The following is a 17,425-nucleotide window of genomic DNA, read 5'->3' as shown; positions in this document are numbered from 1 at the left end:
GGGGAGGATGGTGGGGTGGGGCAGGTGCATTCGGTGTTGGTGCGGGTGGGGGCGGAGCCGTGTGCGTCGGTGGTTCGGCTGGCTGCGCCTTGGCTGCGTCCGTATGTGGCGGGGTACGGAGGTTTTCGTGCTGGGGCGGCGGCGGACGTGGCGTGTCGCAGGGTGCTGCCGTTGAATCTGGTGACGCTGATCGTCGACTTCGAGGGATGTGGCTCGCTGGCCTTTGGGGCGCGGGGTGCTCCGGAAGTGTGCGAGGAAGCGGGGTGGCGGCGCGGGGTTACGGTCGGGCTGACGCCTGCGGGGGCGCGGGCGGTCTTCGGCGTTCCGATGCGTGTGCTGACCGGAACGGTCGGCCCGCTGGATGACCTGCTTGGACGCCGGGCCGGTGAACTGGCGGAGCGGCTGGTCGCGGCGCCGGGCTGGGGCGCGAGGTTCGCGGTGTTGGACGACCTGCTCACCCGATGGCTGCGTCCTGAAGCGGGGCTGGACAGCGAGGCGGCGCGCGGATGGTGGCGTCTGCAGGAGGCGGCAGGCCGGATCAAGATCGCGCAGCTGGCCGCTGAGCTGGGCGTCGGTCGCAGGCGGCTGGAGAGCGGGTTCCAGCGGGAGATCGGGCTGAGCCCGAAGACGGTGGCGCGCGTCGCGCGGTTCCAGCGGGCGGCGCAGGTGCTCAGCGCGCCGGCGGGCACGTTCGGCGCGGCGGCCGCCTGCGGGTTCGCGGACCAGCCGCATTTCAACCGCGAAGTGCGCGCGATGGCGGGGGTCACCCCGAAGGAACTGCGCGCATTTCTTCAATACGCGGATCGGCTGAGCGACTAGCGTCTGGGGTCATGACGCTCAACGGGAAGAGCGCCCTGGTCACGGGCGGTTCACGCGGTATCGGGAAGGCGATCGTCCGGCGGCTCGCACGGGACGGCGCGCGGGTCGTCTTCAGTTACCGGGAGAACAAGGACGCCGCCGACGCGCTCGCGCGAGAGGTCGCGGGGGTGACCGCCGTCCGCGCCGATCAGGAGGATCTGGCGAGCTTGGACGCGCTGTTCGAGCACCTTGAAGATGGGCTGGACATTCTCGTCAACAATGCCGCCATCAATCCGCCGACCGCCATTCGCGACATCACCCCGGAATTGTTCGACCAGGTGATGACGGTCAACGCGAAGTTTCCGCTGCTGGCGATGCGCCGGGCGGAGCCCCTGCTGCGCGACGGCGGACGCGTCATCAACGTCTCGACGCTGAACACCGTCCTGCCGATGCCGGGCCTGGCGCTGTATTCGGCGAGCAAGGCCGCGCTGGAGCAGTTCACCGCGGTCGCCGCCCGCGAGTTCGGCGCGCGGGACATCACGGTCAACACCGTCTCGCCGGGCGCGACGGAGACCGACCTGCTGCGCGACACGAACCCGCCCGAGGCCCTGGCGCAGACCACGGCGTTCACGGCGCTGGGGCGGCTGGGCGCGCCCGAGGACATCGCCGACGTGGTCGCGTTCCTCGCCGGGCCGGACGGACGCTGGATCACGGGCCAGAACATCCGCGCCACGGGCGGTTTCGTCCTCTAGGGGTGTCCGTCCTGGACGGAGATGTCACGTCGACGAGGGCTATGTCGTCCTTGGCGTATGGACGTGACAGCTGGTACCGGGGGCGGACCGGTCGGGGACGAACTCGCGCAGGCATTCGAGATGGAACGGCCGCGGCTGGTCCGCGTCGCCTACGCGACGCTCGGGTCGCTGGCCGAGGCCGAGGACTGCGTCCAGGAGGCGTGGCTGCGGCTGCGCGGCCTGGACGACCCGGGGGAGATCCGCGACCTTCCGGCCTGGCTGATCCGGACGGTCGGGCGGCTGGCGCTGGACGCGCTCGGCAGCGCGCGGGCCCGCCGCGAGCGGTACGTCGGGACGTGGCTGCCCGAACCCCTGGTCGGGGACGCCGCGCCCACCGCCGACCCGGCGGACCGGGTCACGATGGACGAGCAGGTCAGCATGGCCATGCTCGTCGTCATGGAGAGCCTGTCGCCCGCCGAGCGGACGGCGTTCCTGCTGCATGACGTGTTCGGGCTGCCGTTCGACGAGGTCGCGGAGGTCGTCGGACGGTCGACGGTGGCGGTGCGGCAGCTCGCGTCCCGGGCCCGGCGGCACGTGGCGGAGGGCCGGCCGCGCTTCCCGCCCGCGCCGCACGAGCAGCGGGCGCTGGTCACGGCGTTCCTGTCCGCCTGCCAGAACGGCGACCTCGACGGGCTCATGGACGTCCTGGCACCCGAGGTCGTGCTCCGCGGCGACGGCGGCGGCAAGGTCAGCACGGTGCCGCGCGTCCTGCGCGGCGCGGACGAGGTGGCCGCGGCGATGCTCGCTTTCAGCGGCGCGCCGATCTCCGGGCTGCGCGTGACCACGGTCAACGGATCGCCGGGGATCGTCGCGCGCGGGATCGACGGCAACCTGTCCGTGGCGGCGATCACCGTCGACGCCGGACGGATCGTCGCGATCGACGTCGTCCGCAACCCCGACAAGCTCACCACCGTCCAGGAGCCGGACGCCGGCTGATCCTGCCCGCCCTGCTCCGCCGGCGATCCCGCACGCCCGCGACCAACTACTGAGAGTAATCAACTGTGAGGGAAAGGTCATGACACTTACGGAGGAAACGCCGACCGAGGCGGTGCGCCCGCCCGCGGGCGTCTTCGCCCGCGTCGCCGGATTCGCTCATCGGCGGCGCTGGCTCGTCCTGGTGCTCTGGGTCGCCGTCCTCGCCGGGGTCTGGGGCGCCGCGACGGTGACCGGCACCGACTACCGCAACGACTACTCGCTGCCCGGCACCGAGTCCCAGGAGGCCGCCGACCTGCTGACCGAGCACGGTCTCGGCCGGGCCGGCGACACGATGCAGATCGTCCTGAGCAGCGACGCCGGGCTGACCGCGCCCGCCACCAGGCGGCAGGTCGAGGCCATGCTGGACGAGGTCGCCGCGCTCCCGAAGGTCGCCGAGGTGCGCAGCCCGTACGCCGACCCGTCCGCGATCGCGCCCGGCGGCCGGATCGGCTACGCCACGGCGGTGCTGGACATCCCGTCCAAGGAGATGACCAAGCCCGACAGCGAGCTGGTGTACGAGGCGGCGGCGAAGGCGTCGCGCGACGGGCTGCGGGTCGAGCTGGGCGGCGAGGCCGCGCGGCTGCTCGCCCAGAGCGAGGGCGGGACGGCGGAGGGCGTCGGGCTGCTCGCCGCGATGGTCATCCTGGTGCTGATGTTCGGCACGTTCATCGCCGCCGGGCTGCCGATCATCACCGCGGTGTTCGCCGTCGGGTCGACGCTCGGCGCGATCGTGCTGGCGTCGCACGTGTTCACGATCGCCGAATGGACGCCGTACGTGATGATCCTCGTCGGGCTCGGCGTCGGCATCGACTACGCGCTGCTCGTCTTCGCCCGGTACCGGGGCGAGCTGGTGAAGGGCACCCCGCCGGGCCGGGCGGCCGTCGCCGCGCTGGACGTCGCGGGCCGCACGGTGTTCTTCGCGGGCTGCACCGTGATCCTCGCGCTGCTCGGGCTGGTGGCGCTCGGCCTCGGATCGCTGCAGGGCATGGCGCTGTCGGTGGCGCTGACCGTGCTGGTGACGATGCTCGCGTCGCTCACCCTGCTGCCCGCGCTGCTCGGCGTGTTCGGGAAGCGGTTCGCGCGCCAGTTCGCCGCTCGCGCCGCGCGGCGCGCGGCGCGCGGCAGGGCGGACGAGGGCGCGATGTGGCGGCGCGTCGGCGTCCTGGTGCAGCGGCGTCCGATGGCGGCGCTGCTGGTGGCCGGGGTGCTGCTGGGGGCGCTCGCCGTCCCGGCGCTGGGCATGCGGTTCGGGTTCGCGGACGCCGGCAACGACCCGCGCGACACGACCAGCCGCGAAGCCTACGACCTGCTGTCGCAGGGATTCGGGCCCGGATTCAACGGGCCGCTCCTGCTGGTGGTGCAGGGCGGCGAGGGAGGTCCCGCGCAGGCGGGCGCGGCGGTCGAGCAGGCGCTCCGGGACGTCGACGGCGTCAAGGCCGCGGGCGCACCGGTCGCCGCGCCGGACGGACGGATCGCCACCATGCTCGTCTTCCCTGCCTCGTCCCCCCAGGCCGAGGAGACGACGGAGCTCGTCTCGACGCTCCGCGACGACGTCCTGCCCGGGGTGTCGGCGCGAACCGGCGCGGACGTGCTCGTCGGTGGGGCGACCGCCGCGGCCGAGGACTACTCGGCGAAGGTCGCGGACCGCATGCCGCTGTTCATGGCGATCGTCGTCGGGCTGTCGGTCGTCCTGCTGATGGCGGTGTTCCGCTCCGTGCTGATCCCGCTGAAGGCGGCGCTGCTGAACCTGCTGAGCATCGGCGCGGCCCTCGGCGCGATGAAGCTGGTCTTCCAGGACGGGCGGTTCGGCGCCGAGGCCGCGCCGATCGAGGCGTACCTGCCGGTGATGGTGTTCGCGATCGTGTTCGGGCTGTCCATGGACTACGAGATCTTCCTCGTGTCCCGGATGCGGGAGGAATGGCTCCGGACCGGGGACGCGGCCCACGCCGTCCGCGAGGGGCTGGCCCACACCGGGTCGGTGATCACCGCGGCCGGCGCCATCATGGTCGTCGTGTTCGGCGCGTTCATGCTCAGCCCCGACCGGCTGCTGCAGCAGGCCGGCTTCGGGATGGCCGTGGCCGTCTTCGTGGACGCCGTGATCATCCGCTGCCTGATCGTGCCGGCGGTGATGCGGCTGCTCGGCCGGCATGCGTGGTGGTTCCCGCGTCCGCTGGACCGCCTGCTGCCCAACGTTCAGGTCGAGAAGGCCTGACAGGCGCACGGACGAGCCCGCCGCCCGCTGTCCGGCCTCGTCACCGGCCGGCGGGCTCCTCCTCGCGCTGCTTCTTCTCGCGGCGCTTGCGGAGCGTCCCGGGGCGGGCCTTCTCCTCCGGGTGGTGATGGACGCGGACGAGGCTGGCCCCCGTGGTGAACAGCAGGATCGCCAGGATCACGCCCAGCGACAGCGGCGTCGGGATCTCCGGGACCGACTTGGTGACGTCCTCGTGCAGGAAGTGCAGGATCAGCTTGACGCCGATGAACCCCAGGATCGTCGACAGCCCGATCGTCAGGTAGACGAGCCGTTCCAGCAGCCCCTCGATGAGGAAGTACAGGGCGCGCAGGCCGAGGAGGGCGAACGCGTTGGCGGTGAAGACGATGAACGGGTCCTTCGTCACGCCGAACACGGCGGGGATGGAGTCGAGCGCGAACAGGACGTCCGTGCTGCCGATCGCGACGAACACCAGGAGCAGCGGCGTCGCCACGCGGCGGCCGTCCTCGTGCGCGAGCATCCGGCCGCCGTGGAAGTCGGTGCTCACCGGGAACAGCTTGCGGGCGCGCCGGACGAAGAAGGTGTCCTCGACGTCGGGCTCCTCGTTGCGGTGCCGGACGAGCTGGACCGCCGTCCAGATCAGGATCAGCCCGAAGAGCAGGAACGTGAACGAGAACAGGTTGATCGCCGCGGCGCCGACCGCGATCAGGATGGCCCGCAGGATGAGCGCCGCCGCGATCCCGAACAGCAGCGTCTTCTGCTGGAACTCCTGGGGCACCGCGAACCGCGCCATGATGATCACGAAGACGAAGAGGTTGTCGACCGACAGGCTCTTCTCCACGACCCAGCCGGAGAAGTACTCGGTGCCCGCCGTCGACCCGCCGAGGATCCACACGGCGAGGCCGAACAGCAGCGCGAGGGCGATGTAGAACACCGACCAGAACGTGGCCTCCCGGAGCCCGACCGCGTGCGGGCGCCGGACGGCGACGAGCAGGTCGAACACGAACAGCGCGATGATCAGGGCGATCGTCGCGCCCCAGGCCCATGCGGGTATGTCGACCATCCGGCGGCTCCACTCGGTAGGGGCGTCGGCTTCCCGAGGCCGCGCCCTCGGAGGGTGCGCCCTCGCCTCCGTCCAGTGGATCTATATCCGTTCTTCGGCGGTTATACCTTCGCCCCGGACGCCCTGGCACTCACGCGGATCTGAGTATCCGCGCCGATGTGCCCGCCACCTGCGGACGGACAGGCTGCGGGCATGAACACGTCCCGATGGCTTCCCGCCGCGCTCCTGGCCAAGGCGGCCCTGGCCGCACTCCTCGCCCTCGCCGTCGCCTTCCCCGAATGGGACCGGTTCGCGGACAAGGCGATGGGCGTCCGCGTGGCCGCCTACCCCGCCGCCGTCATGCTCGTCACCCTGATCTGGGCGCTGCGCGGACGGGCCAAGGCGTTCCCGTGGGACATCGACCTCCTCGTGACCGCGCCGTTCCTCATCGACGTCGCGGGCAACGCCGCCGACCTCTACGACACCATCGGATGGTTCGACGACGCCTGCCACTTCACCAACTGGGCCCTGCTGTGCGCCGCCGCCGGGCTCGCCCTCCGCCGCCGGGGCGGCCTCAGCGGCTGGACGCTGGCGCTGACCTGCGCCGGGATCGGCGCGATCACGGCCATCGTCTGGGAGTTCATCGAGTACGGCGTCTTCATCCTCGACACCCCCGAGGCCGTCACCGCCTACCGCGACACCGTCGGCGACCTCATGCTCGGCCTCAGCGGCGCCGTCGTGGCAGGCCTGGCAGTCGCCGCCGCGACCCTCCGCCGTGGCGGCTCAGTAGACGAGCGCCTGGACGCCGTCCGTGGTGACCTCCTCGACGAAGGTCGGCGCGCCGGCGATGCGGACGCCGGGCAGGACGTCGTCCGGGCCGATGTCGCGGCGAGCCGCGCACTGCGTGCAGAGGGTGACGCGCCCGGCGGTGAGGATCACGGTCAGCAGGTCGTCCAGGGGAGTGGCGTGCGGCAGTGAGAACCCGGCCGCGCGCCCCGGCAGCGCGAACCACGCGGACTCGCCGGTCAGCCAGAGGGACACCGGCACCCCGCTCGCGGCGGCCGCCGCGGCCACGGTGAACGCCTGGTTGCAGCGCTCGGGGGCGTCGGCGCCCGCCGTCACTTTGATCACCAGCGGTCTCGCCATGCTTGAACTGTAGCCCGGCGGGGCGCGTAGCATCCTGCGGTATGGGTGGGATGCTGAACGCGGGGGTCCTCGTCGTCTTCCTGGGGCTCGTGGTGGTCTCCGCCGTCCTGCTGGTGATCCGCCTCGGCCGCCTCAAGTGATCGGACGCCGCTACGCTCGGTGCCCATGGATCCTGAGCTGCATCCGGACCTCGAGCCGTTGAAGTTCCTCCTCGGCACCTGGGAGGGCGCCGGCGTCGGCGGCTATCCCACGATCGAGTCGTTCAACTTCGGGCAGGAGCTGTCCTTCACCCACATCGGGAAGCCGTTCCTGAGCTACGCGAGCCGGACCTGGCTGATCGAGGAGGACGGCACGCTCGGGCGCCCGCTGGCCACCGAGACGGGCTACTGGCGGCCGCGTCCCGACAACCAGGTCGAGGTGACGCTGGCCCACCCGACCGGCATCGTCGAGATCTACGTCGGCACCGTCGCGTTCAGCCGGGTCGAGCTGCGGACGGACGTCGTCGCGCGCACCGAGTCGGCCAAGGAGGTGACGGGCGGCCACCGGCTGTACGGCATGATCGGCGAGGACCTCGGCTGGGCCTACGACATGGCGGCCGTGGGCCAAAAGCTCCAGTCGCATCTGTCCGCGCAGCTCAAGAGGGTCGGCTGAGCGGCCCCTGACGGGCGCCGGACATGAACGATCCCCGGACCTTCCCGCGTGGGCGGGTGATGGACAGGACGGGTCCATCGGTCCGGGGACCGGGTAACTGCCTGGGATTCGCCGGTCACCGTCGCGACCGGTTGCCACCGCCGAGGGCGGCGGCGCCGAGGCGGAACGGCGACTAGCTGACAGTCACCTCGCGAGTCCTACAAGAAACCATTGTTTAGGACCACCTCCTTTCGCGCGTACCTCGCACGCTATGCGAGCCCCTCGCGGCGGGGCAAGCGGGTTTTCCGCGAGCTGAACGTCCGGCATGGGAGGCGCGCGGCGGGACGGGCGGCGACGGCGGGACGGGCGGCGGCGTTCGGGATCTAGACTCGGGGCATGGTCGAGTCGTGGCAGGAGGAGCTGCGGGCGAAGGGGTACCGGGTCACCCCCCAGCGCCAGCTGGTCCTTGAGGCGGTCACCAACCTGGAGCACGCGACCCCCGAGGAGATCTGCACCGAGGTGCAGCGCACCGCCCGCGGCGTGAACATCTCCACCGTCTACCGGACGCTCGAGCTGCTCGAAGAGCTCGGGCTGGTCAAGCACGCGCATCTCGGGCACGGGCCGCCGAACTACCACCTGGCGGCCGAGGCCGAGCACATCCATCTCGTGTGCCGGGGCTGCCACACCGTCCAGGACGTCGACCCGAGGGCCGCCGCCGGGCTGGCCGAGGGCCTCCTGCGCGACTTTGGCTTCGAGACGGACGTGCACCACCTCACTGTCTACGGACGGTGCAAGGACTGCCGCGCGACATAACCTGGGTGCATGGAGAGCCCGCTGCTGCAGTCGCCCGGAGCCGTCCCCGCCGATGCGCCCGACCAGGAGGTCGCCGCGCACTACGGCGAACCCGCGCAAGAGCAACGCGCGCTGGCGGACGGGACGGCGTTCGTCGACCGGAGCAACCGGGGCGTCGTCCGCGTCTCAGGCCCGGACCGGCTGAGCTGGCTGCACAGCCTGCTGAGCCAGCACCTGGACGGGCTGAAGCCGTTCGAGCCCACCGAGGCGCTGCTGCTCGGCCCCCACGGGCACATCGAGCACCACCTCTTCCTGATCGACGACGGCGAGGCCGTCTGGGCGCACGTGGAGCCCGGCGCGGCGCCCGCGCTGGTGGAGTTCCTCGACCGGATGCGGTTCATGCTCCGCGTCGAGGTCGCCGATTTGTCCGCCGACCATGCCGTGATCACCGTCCCGGGGCCCGCCGGCCAGGGCGAGCTCGCCTGGCCGGACGCCGCCGGCGCCGTCACCCGGATCGTGCCGCGAAACGAGTTCCCGGAAGGGCTGCGGCCTGCCGGGCTCTGGGCGTACGAGGCGCTCCGGATCGCCGAGCACCGCCCCCGCCTCGGCCTCGACACAGACCACCGGACGATCCCGCACGAGGCGGGCTACGTCGAGACGGCCGTCCACCTGAACAAGGGCTGCTACCGGGGGCAGGAGACCGTCGCCCGCGTCCACAACCTCGGGCGTCCGCCGCGCCGCCTGGTCTTCCTGCACCTGGACGGGAGCGTCGACCGGCTGCCCGCCCAGGGCGCTCCCGTCGAGATCCCCGGCGGGCGGACCGTCGGGTTCGTCGGCTCCTCGGCCCGCCACCACGAGCTGGGCCCGATCGCGTTGGCGCTGGTCAAGCGGAACGTCCCGGTGGACGCCGAGCTCCTGGCGGACGGCGTCGCGGCGGCGCAGGAGGTCGTCGTGTCTCCGGAGACCGGCGCGAACGCGCAGATCGATCTTCGGCGGCGGCCCGCGAAACACGGGTAGAACTCCGACCTCTGGGGCAAAATCGTCTGAGTCAGCCGATTTCTGACCGGCCGTGCCCAGGGGAAGGCGGATTCTTACCGATGGTCCCGAACCTGGGGAAAGAGCCACCGGCGGCCAGGAAGGGAGCCCGGCGCCTGCCGCGCCGGGAGTCCGCACTGGTGTGGTGGGCCCTGTTCGCTGCCATCGCCGGTCTCGCCCTGTGGCTCCAGTCGTGGCGCGTCGCGCTGCTCGGCTTGCTGACGTGGTGCCTGTACGAGTTCGTCCTCGTCCCGACGCTGTGCCGGGTGCTGAAACGGCAGGGCCATCCCTGCGCGGAACGCGTCCGCGGACGCCTGTTCGCCTGCGGCCCGGGCCACCAGCAGTTGAAGAACGACGCGCTGTGGCGGCTCGCCGGCCTCCGCAACCCGTTCCAGAAGAACGGCGAGGACCCAGAGACCGGCGGCGTGGTCCACTCCCCGTACGTGCGCGGACGCCTCACCCCGGCCGACCGCGTCCTCATCCTCCTCGCCGCCCTCGGCACGGTCGCGGTCCTGGTCGGCATGGTCTACGGCTTCCGCTGACCGGCCGCCCGACCGTGATCAGACGTCCACGATCAGCGTGATGGGGCCGTCGTTGACGAGGGCGACCTTCATGTCCGCGCCGAACTCGCCCGTCTCGACCTTCGCGCCGAGGGCCCTCAGCTCGTGGACGACGGCGTCCACCAGCGGCTCGGCGACGGGGCCGGGTGCGGCGGCCGTCCATGTCGGGCGGCGGCCCTTGCGCGCGTCCCCGTAGAGCGTGAACTGGCTCACTACGAGCAGTGGCGCGTTCACGTCCGAGCACGATTTCTCGTCCTGGAGGATCCGCAGCCCCCACAGCTTGGCCGCCAGCCTGCGGGCCTTCGCGGCATCGTCGTCGTGCGTCACGCCGACGAGGACCAGCAGCCCCGGCCCCTCGATCGCACCGACGGCACGTCCGTCCACGGACACGCTGGCCTGACTCACCCTCTGGACTACCGCACGCATGACCATGCATTCTGCCGCCTATGGGAGCATCGACGCTCATCACGGTGGCGCCGACGGGGGCGGAGTCCGCGAAGGCGGACGTTCCGGGCCTGCCCGTCACCCTTGATGAACTGGTCCAGACGGCCAAGGAGTGCGAGGCGGCCGGGGCGGCCATGATCCACGTGCACATCCGCGACGACGACGCGCGGCCCACGCTCGACCTGTCCCGGCTGCGGGACACGGTGCGGGCGCTGCGGGAGAGCACGGGGCTGATCGTCCAGCTGTCCACGGGCGGCGCGGTCACCGACCCGTACGAGGACCGCCTCCGCGTCCTGGACGCCGAACCCGACATGTGCTCGCTCACCTGCGGGACGGTCAACTTCGGCGACGACGTGTTCATGAACCCCTGGCCGTTCATGGTGGAGCTCTACCAGCGCACCCAGGCGATGGAGGTCGTCCCGGAGTTCGAGCTGTTCGATCTCGGCCAGGTCGCCGCGCTGCACCGCCTGCTGGACAAGCACGGGCTCCCGTACGGCGGGCACGTCCACTGCGACCTGGTGATGGGCGTTCCGGGCGGCATGCCAGGCGACGCGCGGACGCTCGTCGCCGCCGTCGAGGCCCTCCCGGACGGCGCGACGTGGTCGGCCACCGGCATCGGCCGCACGTCCCTTCCCGTCCTGCTCGCCGCCCTCTCGGCGGGCGGGCACCTGCGGGTCGGGATGGAGGACACGGTCACGCTCGCGAAGGGACAGCCGGTGACGGCGAACGTCCAGCTCGTGGAACGCGCCGCGAAGGCCGCGCACCTGGCGCAACGTCCACCGATGCCGTCCGCGGACGCCCGCGCCCTTCTCGGCGTCAAACCGCGCTGAGCCGCGAAAAAACTACCAACGATCTACCACTGATCGTAATTGATTCACCACTCTCCGCACATATTCCGGTTCGGGCCGTCCGGACGCCTGACCGCTTGACGGCGCCCCGGCGACCTGCCCGTGCAGGACGCCGGGGCGTCGTGGCCGAGGTTCTCAGGGGTGGGCCGGGTAGTCGACCATGGAGGCAGCAGGGACGCGGAGGAGGGGCAGTGGTGGAGATCAATCCTGTGCTGGTCGAGGTTGAGCGGTCCGGGTTCGTGGAGTCCCGGCATCGCGGGGCCGCCGTCGGGCTCGCCGCCGACGGGACGGTCGCGGTGCGCGCCGGGAACCCGGACGTGCCGATCTTCCCGCGCTCGGCGAACAAGCCGATGCAGGCCGTCGCGATGCTGCGGGCCGGGCTCGACCTGGACGGCGAGCTGCTCGCGCTCGCCGCCGGCAGCCACTCGGGCGAGGACTTCCACGTCGAGGGGACGGAGAAGATCCTCGCCGGCGCCGGGCTGGTGGCCGACGACCTGCGCTGCCCGGAGAGCTGGCCGCTCGACCCCGGGACGCAGCAGGACGTCGCCCGGAGCGGCGGCGGCGCGTCACGGCTGCGGATGAACTGCTCCGGCAAGCACGCCGCCATGCTCGCCACGTGCGTCGCGGTCGGCTGGCCGACCGCGTCCTACCTCGACGCCGAGCATCCGCTGCAGGTCGCCGTCCGGGAGACGGTGGAGGAGCTGGCCGGTGAGCCGGTCACCGCGGTCGGGATCGACGGGTGCGGCGCGCCGCTGTTCGCCGTGTCCACGTCAGGGGTGGCGCGGGCGTTCCGCGCGCTCGTCCTGGCCGGTCCCGGGACGCCCGAATGGCAGGTCGCGGAGGCGATGCGGACGCATCCGCAGTGGACGTCCGGCACGCGGCGCGAGGAGCGGCGGCTGATGGACGCCGTCCCCGGCCTGCTGGTCAAGTGCGGCGCGGAGGGCGTCGACGTGTTCGCGCTGCCCGGTGGGCGGGCCGGCGCCGTCAAGATCGACGACGGGGCGATGCGGGCCAGGACGCCCGTCACCGTCGCGCTCCTGCGGGCCCTCGACGTGCACGAGGGCGTGCCGGAACTGGACGTGGCGGCGCTGGACGAGCTCGCGGTGGTGGAGGTGCGCGGGGGAGACGGCGTCGTCGGCGCAATCCGTCCGGCTCCGAATGTCTTCGCCCGGTAGGCGGCCGCCCCCGGCCGGTCAGGCGGGGCCGCCGCTCCTGGTCTCCTTGTCCTTGGCGGCTTCCTCGTCCTTGAGCTCCTCGAACTCCGCCTTGAAGATCGTCTGCTCGTACAGGACGCCGTCCGGCCACGGGTTCTTCGGCTCCCGACCGGGCTGGGGGTTGTCGCGCCGGAACTCCTCGTGCTGCGACTCCCTGCTCGGCGGGTAGCTGTGCGAGAACATGCCGGGACGGTAGGTGTAGGTGCCGCCCTGCTCCATCCCGCGATGGTTGTGCTGGTCGTTCCTGCGCTCGGGGTGGATCTTCCGGGACGACGCCAGCACCGTCATGGAGAGCCGTCCGACCAGCGCCACCACGGCGACGACCGGGATGATCCACGCCCACCAGTGGGCGCCGCGCGGGGCCGTCTCCGCCAGCACGGGATCGGCCAGGATCGTGGCGAGCATGTCGGACCACCTCCCGGTGGTGTATCGGCCTGGGCCGGGGTCAATTAGGGATGTGTCCGCTTATTTCCGCGTTAACCCCATCGGTGGCCGGTTCGCCCTTCCCGCGGGCGGTCTCGCCGATCGAGCGGTTGCGTCCCGCCGCCAGTCCGGGCAGCGCCATCAGGGCGCAGACGAGCAGCACGCCGGCCATCGGAACGGTCCAGCCGTCCGTGGCGTCGTGCAGCGCGCCGATCGCGAGCGGGCCGAGCGCCGCGATGACATAGCCGATTCCCTGCGCCATCCCGGACAGCTGCGCCGCGACCTGGGCGTCGTGCGCCCGCAGCCCGATGAACGACAGCGCGGACGCGAACCCGAGACCCTGCCCCAGCCCGAGGACGATCGTCCATCCCCAGACGGACTCGATCGGCGCCCACGTGGCGCCCGCGAACCCCAGCATGGACAGCGCCACCGTGGCGACCACCAGCGGGCGCTGGTCGCGGGTCCGCCGGGCCAGCACCGGGACGGCCAGCGACCCGACCGCCTGGAGCCCCGCCGCGAGGGCCAGGACGTATCCGGCCGACGTCTCGTCCATCCCGCGGTCCTGGCACAGCGTCGGGAGCCAGCCGAGGACGACGTACGCCAGCAGCGACTGCATCCCCATGAACACCGTGACCTGCCACGCCAGCCTGGAGCGCCACACCCGCGCCGCCACCCCGCGCGCGGACGCCACGGGCGGGGCGGACCGCGCGGCGTGCGCGGCCCGGCGCGCCCTCGGCAGCCAGACCAGCCCCGCGAGCGCCGCCGGGATCGCCAGCAGGCCCAGCGGCAGCCGCCATGACGCGTCGAAGGCGTCCTCGATCGGCACGGCGAGGCCGGACGCGACGGACGCCCCGGCCGACACGGCGACCGTGTAGACCGCCGTCACCGTGGTGATCCGCGCCGGATGGTCCCGCTTGATGATCGCGGGCATCGCGATGTTGCCGATGCTGATCGCGATCCCGGCGAGCAGCGAGCCGGCGAACAGCGGGACCGGGGCGTCCAGCAGGCGCAGCACCAGCCCGGCGACGAGCAGCGCCATCGCGGTGACCAGCAGCGTCTCGCTGCGCGGCGGGCGCCGCAGGAACGCCGCGACGAGCCCGTAGGAGCCGAAGAAGGCCAGCGGCAGCGTGGTCAGGGCCCCGGCCGCCGTCCCGGACAGGCCGAACGCGTCCCTGATCTCGGTCAGCACGGGCCCGACCGCCGCGATCGCCGGACGGAGGTTGACCGCCACAAAGACGATCATCAGCAGGGCCCCGGCGACCCCGGCTCGCCGGTGCCGGCCGGTCCGCGCCTGCGTCACCGTCCCGCCCCGGCCTCGGCGTTCGCGGCCGGTTCTTCGCGGGCGGCCAGCGTCTCCAGCACGACCAGGGTCGGCTCGACCACCGCTGCCGCCGCCGACGCCGCGGCCTGCGGGTCGGCGGCGGCGATCGCGTCCAGGACGGCGCGGTGCGCGGCGGGACCGGCCTCGGGCACCTCGCGGTCGAGCCTGATGGCGCGCATCGACTCGTGCAGCCGGTCGATGAAGAAGCGCATCGCCTCGATCAGCACCGGATTGCCGGACGCCTCGGCGATGCCCAGGTGGAACGCCGCGTCGGCGGCTCCGAACGCGTCCGGCTCGGTGGCCTCGTCGCGGGCGCGGAGCAGCCCTTCGAGACGCGCCAGATCGGCGTCGGTGCGGCGCCGCGCCGCGAGCCGCGCAGCCTGGACGTCGTAGGCGAGCTGCACCTCGAAGAAGTCCCGGATGGACGCGCGAGCCAGCCGGCGCAGCAGCGGACGAGGGTTGGCCGTGCTGCGGACGTACGTTCCGTCCCCGCGCCGCACCTCCAGCACCCCGACGTGCGTCAGCGCCCGGATCGCCTCCCGGACCGCCGGACGGCTCACGCCGAGCTGCGCGGCCAGGTCCAGCTCGGCGGGGATGCGCCGTCCGACCGGCCAGGAACCGTCGCTGATCTGGGCCTGGAGCTGATCGAGCACGGCGTCGACCGTCGACCCGCCGGGGACGGGACTCAAACCCACCGAAACCTCCCAAGTAAGACGTCAGACATCTTACTTAGAGGATTTCGGTGATTTCCGGCGGGCCCGGAGCGGAACCCGCGATGACCGCCGGGAGGGGCCTCGGCGATCACCGCGGGCGCGGACGACGCCCGCCGGCCGGGGTGTGGGGCGAGGGAACCGATCCGGCGGGCGTCGCATCCTTGCCGGCGCTTTGATCGTCTACGGCGTCAGTGCGGCTCGGGCGGGACCGGGTCGCGGCGCGTCCGCTGCGACGGGCTGCCCGAAATCACCCCGCCCTGGACGGGCCCGCGATGCGGCAGCCCGGAGGACCCGTTCTTGGGGCGATGCGGCGGCTGACGCGACGCCAGCAACGTCACCACGACCCAGAGGATGACGGCCAGGAAGATGACCGCGGGCCCGATGGCCAGGAAGTACGCGTCCCCGAGGCGGGTGGAGTCGGCGAGGACGGAGGCCGAGAGGACCGGGACGGGGCTGGGGAGCACGAGGAACAACACCTCCTCGCCCCAACCCCTACCCGCCGTCAGATCATTAACCGTCCGGCTGCTTTTCGGACACCGTCCGATGGGAAACGGTCCTCACAGGCCGCGGGACTGGGAGATCGAACCGGACGTCGCGAGGGTGAAGGTCCGCATCGACTCGGCGAACTTCGACAGGTCCCACTCGGCCGGGCCCTCGTACCAGTAGAGGTTGTCGGCGCCCTCGGCCCGCTCGCCCGCGTCCTTGACCGTCTCGGCCCATTTCGGGACGGCGTCGAACACCACCGCGTACGGCAGGAACCGCGAGAACAGCGCGATCCGCTGCTGGGACGCGACCGCGTCGCCGTCCGGGATGGCGCCGCGCTCCAGGAACGCGCGGAAGCCGATCGTGTGCGCGAGGACCGTGGCGCCGCGCGCCGTCTTCGCCGGCATGTACTGGCCGCCGTACGCCAGCGCCGCGCCCGCGATGATCACCGCGAGCCCGGCGAGGGCCCATTCGGTGGTGAGCGCGAGCGCGACGGTCCCGGCGACGCCGAGCAGGGTGATCAGGATGCCCGCGACCGTCCACCGGGACCGGACGGTGTCGGGCCGCCGCGCGAACCAGCCCTGCTTCACCACGTCGTCGTACATCGCGGACCTGACCTGGGCGAGCTTCGTCGCGAACGTCCCGCCGAGCTGCGACAGCTTGACCGCGTCGCGGCCGGTGCCGTCGGGGGCGGTGAGCAGCGCGTCCAGCAGGATCCGCTCGTACGGCAGCAGGTCGACCTGCGGGCGGTCCAGGCGCCGCAGCGTCCAGTCGAGGCGGCCGGACCTGGCCCTGTCCTCCTCTTCGATCAGCAGGTAGCCGCGGACGGCGAGGTCGACGATCGTCGCGGTGACGTCGATCACGTCGGCCTGCTCGTCGATCAGCGTGCCGATCTGGCCGGGACGCACCCCGTCCGGCGGCTCGAACTCCGCCCCGGCGAGCGGCGCGTGGTCGCCCTCGGCGGCCTTCTTCACGACGACCCGCGCGTCCCGCCCGCGGGCCATGTAGAGCGCGGCCAGGCCGCCGCCGAGCAGCACCAGCAGGCCGATCAGCGCGCCGCCGGTGACGGCGTTGACGGAGAACGCCGTCGCGATCGTGTGCCGCCGCTCGTAGATCGCACGGCCGCCGGTCGTCCCGGCAGGGAGGCCCGCGACGACCGTGAGGTACTCGCCCGGCAGCATCCCCTGCTGCGCGTAGACGCCCTGCGTGTGCGTGTGGTTGGTGTAGTACTGCGTGCAGCCGATCGTGCTGCCGATCGGCCCGGTGAAGCAGTTGACGTTGCGGATCGTCGCGCCGCCGTCCACGATCGCGCGCGCCTCGTCCACCGGGACCTTCCAGCCGCCGATCACCGGCCAGCGCAGTTCCTCCGCCGCGCCCATCGGCGTGATCGCGCCGCGCACGTCGTACTCCAGCACGATCGTGCGGTTGCCGGTCAGCTTCTGGCCGCCGGTCACCGAGACCGTCGTCGTGGTGTCCTTGCCGGACGAGCCGACCTTGGTGGGCCCGCCGTCCGGGCTGCTCGCCCGCAGGTTCTCGATCTTGTAGACGCGGTCCTCGGTGAGGCTCTCGTGGCTGCGCGTGGGGAACGTCCGGTCGAAGCCCTTGCCGCCGTCGAACCGGTAGACGATCGTCTCCTTCACCCGGGTCACACCGCCCTTGCCCGTGGTGAGGACGGCCTCGTCCTTCAGGACGCGTTCCGGCGCGGCGAGCCGCTCCCGCGCCGGCTGCGCCTGATCCGCCGCCGAAGCGGAAACGCAGGTCGACGCGGACAGAACGGCCGTTGCCGACAGAGCACCCGACAACACCGCAACCACCGGCCGCAACCGGAACATCGCCGCAAGAGCAGACATGGCCGCAAATGGTATCGGCAATGCGTGCGATGATTCTCTGCTATGGCAGGTCAGTACCCCCCGCCGCCTCCTCCGCCGCGGCATCCGGCACAGCCGTACGGACGTTCCGGCCACGGCTCGTCCGGCTACGGGCCGCCCCCTGCCTAACTGT

18 protein-coding genes are annotated in these 17,425 nt (G+C 72.2%); 10 read left to right on the top strand and 8 right to left on the bottom strand.

Translation table 11 applies throughout. The features are described from left to right. The 4 genes from E1287_RS35765 to E1287_RS35750 form a co-directional block, all read left to right on the top strand. On the top strand, nucleotides 1–819 hold an 819-nt coding region (locus E1287_RS35765; RefSeq protein ID WP_207934662.1), incomplete at its 5' end, for a helix-turn-helix domain-containing protein. An 11-nt stretch (nucleotides 820–830) separates the two neighbouring features. Next, nucleotides 831–1,550 (top strand): SDR family oxidoreductase, encoded by a 720-nt coding sequence (locus tag E1287_RS35760; RefSeq protein ID WP_131969710.1) that lies wholly within the window; start codon nucleotides 831–833, stop codon nucleotides 1,548–1,550. Between the two features lie 63 nt (nucleotides 1,551–1,613). Next, a complete protein-coding gene (sigJ, locus tag E1287_RS35755; protein WP_243719664.1) occupies nucleotides 1,614–2,525 on the top strand; it encodes an RNA polymerase sigma factor SigJ in 912 nt (303 codons plus the stop codon). A 79-nt stretch (nucleotides 2,526–2,604) separates the two neighbouring features. Continuing rightward, a complete protein-coding gene (locus E1287_RS35750) occupies nucleotides 2,605–4,776 on the top strand; it encodes an MMPL family transporter (RefSeq protein ID WP_131969708.1) in 2,172 nt (723 codons plus the stop codon). A 40-nt stretch (nucleotides 4,777–4,816) separates the two neighbouring features. Here the strand turns inward: E1287_RS35750 and E1287_RS35745 are convergent, their stop codons facing one another. Together E1287_RS35745 and E1287_RS35740 are read right to left on the bottom strand one after the other, a co-directional pair. Beyond that, nucleotides 4,817–5,836 carry a TerC family protein gene (locus tag E1287_RS35745; RefSeq protein ID WP_131969707.1) on the bottom strand — a complete coding sequence of 340 codons (1,020 nt, stop codon included), beginning with the start codon at nucleotides 5,834–5,836 and terminating at the stop codon, nucleotides 4,817–4,819. Between the two features lie 762 nt (nucleotides 5,837–6,598). Beyond that, the gene (locus E1287_RS35740; protein WP_131969706.1) at nucleotides 6,599–6,961 is read right to left on the bottom strand and encodes a DsrE family protein; all 363 of its coding nucleotides are present in this window, start codon (nucleotides 6,959–6,961) and stop codon (nucleotides 6,599–6,601) included. 165 nt (nucleotides 6,962–7,126) lie between these two features. Here E1287_RS35740 and E1287_RS35735 point away from each other — a divergent pair, with 165 nt between their 5' ends. The 4 genes from E1287_RS35735 to E1287_RS35720 all read left to right on the top strand — a co-directional run bounded on the left by E1287_RS35735 (nucleotide 7,127) and on the right by E1287_RS35720 (nucleotide 9,960). Continuing rightward, the gene (locus E1287_RS35735) at nucleotides 7,127–7,612 is read left to right on the top strand and encodes an FABP family protein (protein WP_131969705.1); all 486 of its coding nucleotides are present in this window, start codon (nucleotides 7,127–7,129) and stop codon (nucleotides 7,610–7,612) included. A gap of 375 nt (nucleotides 7,613–7,987) precedes the next feature. Then, the gene (locus tag E1287_RS35730; protein ID WP_131969704.1) at nucleotides 7,988–8,404 is read left to right on the top strand and encodes a transcriptional repressor; all 417 of its coding nucleotides are present in this window, start codon (nucleotides 7,988–7,990) and stop codon (nucleotides 8,402–8,404) included. A 9-nt stretch (nucleotides 8,405–8,413) separates the two neighbouring features. Continuing rightward, nucleotides 8,414–9,400, top strand: a complete 987-nt coding sequence (locus tag E1287_RS35725) for a folate-binding protein YgfZ (RefSeq protein WP_131969703.1) — start codon at nucleotides 8,414–8,416, stop codon at nucleotides 9,398–9,400. Nucleotides 9,401–9,480: 80 nt separating this feature from the next. Continuing rightward, a complete protein-coding gene (locus E1287_RS35720; protein ID WP_131969702.1) occupies nucleotides 9,481–9,960 on the top strand; it encodes a hypothetical protein in 480 nt (159 codons plus the stop codon). An 18-nt stretch (nucleotides 9,961–9,978) separates the two neighbouring features. Here E1287_RS35720 and dtd read toward each other — a convergent pair whose 3' ends face one another. Beyond that, nucleotides 9,979–10,404, bottom strand: a complete 426-nt coding sequence (gene dtd, locus E1287_RS35715) for a D-aminoacyl-tRNA deacylase (protein ID WP_131969701.1) — start codon at nucleotides 10,402–10,404, stop codon at nucleotides 9,979–9,981. 20 nt (nucleotides 10,405–10,424) lie between these two features. Between dtd and E1287_RS35710 the strand changes: the two genes are divergently transcribed. Further along, nucleotides 10,425–11,252 carry a 3-keto-5-aminohexanoate cleavage protein gene (locus E1287_RS35710; RefSeq protein ID WP_131969700.1) on the top strand — a complete coding sequence of 276 codons (828 nt, stop codon included), beginning with the start codon at nucleotides 10,425–10,427 and terminating at the stop codon, nucleotides 11,250–11,252. A 212-nt stretch (nucleotides 11,253–11,464) separates the two neighbouring features. Then, nucleotides 11,465–12,445: an asparaginase gene (locus E1287_RS35705; protein ID WP_131969699.1), complete on the top strand. Its 981-nt coding sequence runs from the start codon at nucleotides 11,465–11,467 to the stop codon at nucleotides 12,443–12,445. An 18-nt stretch (nucleotides 12,446–12,463) separates the two neighbouring features. On the opposite strand, the gene E1287_RS35700 is transcribed toward E1287_RS35705, so the two are convergent. From E1287_RS35700 to E1287_RS35680, 5 genes are all read right to left on the bottom strand, one after another. Beyond that, nucleotides 12,464–12,889, bottom strand: a complete 426-nt coding sequence (locus tag E1287_RS35700; RefSeq protein WP_131969698.1) for a hypothetical protein — start codon at nucleotides 12,887–12,889, stop codon at nucleotides 12,464–12,466. 40 nt (nucleotides 12,890–12,929) lie between these two features. After that, nucleotides 12,930–14,207 (bottom strand): MFS transporter, encoded by a 1,278-nt coding sequence (locus E1287_RS35695; protein WP_243719663.1) that lies wholly within the window; start codon nucleotides 14,205–14,207, stop codon nucleotides 12,930–12,932. Continuing rightward, a complete protein-coding gene (locus E1287_RS35690) occupies nucleotides 14,204–14,923 on the bottom strand; it encodes an FCD domain-containing protein (protein WP_207934661.1) in 720 nt (239 codons plus the stop codon). The genes E1287_RS35695 and E1287_RS35690 overlap by 4 nt, the downstream gene beginning before the upstream one ends. A 206-nt stretch (nucleotides 14,924–15,129) precedes the next feature. Beyond that, complete coding sequence (locus E1287_RS35685; protein WP_131969697.1) at nucleotides 15,130–15,414, bottom strand: hypothetical protein; 285 nt, start codon at nucleotides 15,412–15,414, stop codon at nucleotides 15,130–15,132. Nucleotides 15,415–15,498: 84 nt separating this feature from the next. Beyond that, nucleotides 15,499–17,274, bottom strand: coding sequence for a DUF2207 domain-containing protein (locus E1287_RS35680; RefSeq protein ID WP_131969696.1), 1,776 nt, complete (start codon nucleotides 17,272–17,274; stop codon nucleotides 15,499–15,501). Between the last annotated feature and the right edge of the window lie 151 nt (nucleotides 17,275–17,425).

This window comes from Actinomadura sp. KC06, from assembly GCF_004348735.1.
Taxonomy (GTDB): Bacteria; Actinomycetota; Actinomycetes; order Streptosporangiales; family Streptosporangiaceae; genus Spirillospora.
This window is presented reverse-complemented; position numbering and strand designations above follow the sequence as displayed.

Excerpts from the sequence above, each read along its gene's own strand:
- E1287_RS35750 (WP_131969708.1), top strand. The coding sequence starts at position 2,605 with ATGACACTTACGGAGGAAACGCCGACCGAGGCGGTGCGCCCGCCCGCG.
- E1287_RS35710 (WP_131969700.1), top strand. The coding sequence starts at position 10,425 with ATGGGAGCATCGACGCTCATCACGGTGGCGCCGACGGGGGCGGAGTCC.
- E1287_RS35725 (WP_131969703.1), top strand. The coding sequence starts at position 8,414 with ATGGAGAGCCCGCTGCTGCAGTCGCCCGGAGCCGTCCCCGCCGATGCG.
- E1287_RS35745 (WP_131969707.1), bottom strand. The coding sequence starts at position 5,836 with ATGGTCGACATACCCGCATGGGCCTGGGGCGCGACGATCGCCCTGATC.
- E1287_RS35735 (WP_131969705.1), top strand. The coding sequence starts at position 7,127 with ATGGATCCTGAGCTGCATCCGGACCTCGAGCCGTTGAAGTTCCTCCTC.
- E1287_RS35740 (WP_131969706.1), bottom strand. The coding sequence starts at position 6,961 with ATGGCGAGACCGCTGGTGATCAAAGTGACGGCGGGCGCCGACGCCCCC.
- E1287_RS35730 (WP_131969704.1), top strand. The coding sequence starts at position 7,988 with ATGGTCGAGTCGTGGCAGGAGGAGCTGCGGGCGAAGGGGTACCGGGTC.
- E1287_RS35760 (WP_131969710.1), top strand. The coding sequence starts at position 831 with ATGACGCTCAACGGGAAGAGCGCCCTGGTCACGGGCGGTTCACGCGGT.
- E1287_RS35680 (WP_131969696.1), bottom strand. The coding sequence starts at position 17,274 with ATGTCTGCTCTTGCGGCGATGTTCCGGTTGCGGCCGGTGGTTGCGGTG.
- E1287_RS35720 (WP_131969702.1), top strand. The coding sequence starts at position 9,481 with ATGGTCCCGAACCTGGGGAAAGAGCCACCGGCGGCCAGGAAGGGAGCC.
- dtd (WP_131969701.1), bottom strand. The coding sequence starts at position 10,404 with ATGCGTGCGGTAGTCCAGAGGGTGAGTCAGGCCAGCGTGTCCGTGGAC.
- E1287_RS35700 (WP_131969698.1), bottom strand. The coding sequence starts at position 12,889 with ATGCTCGCCACGATCCTGGCCGATCCCGTGCTGGCGGAGACGGCCCCG.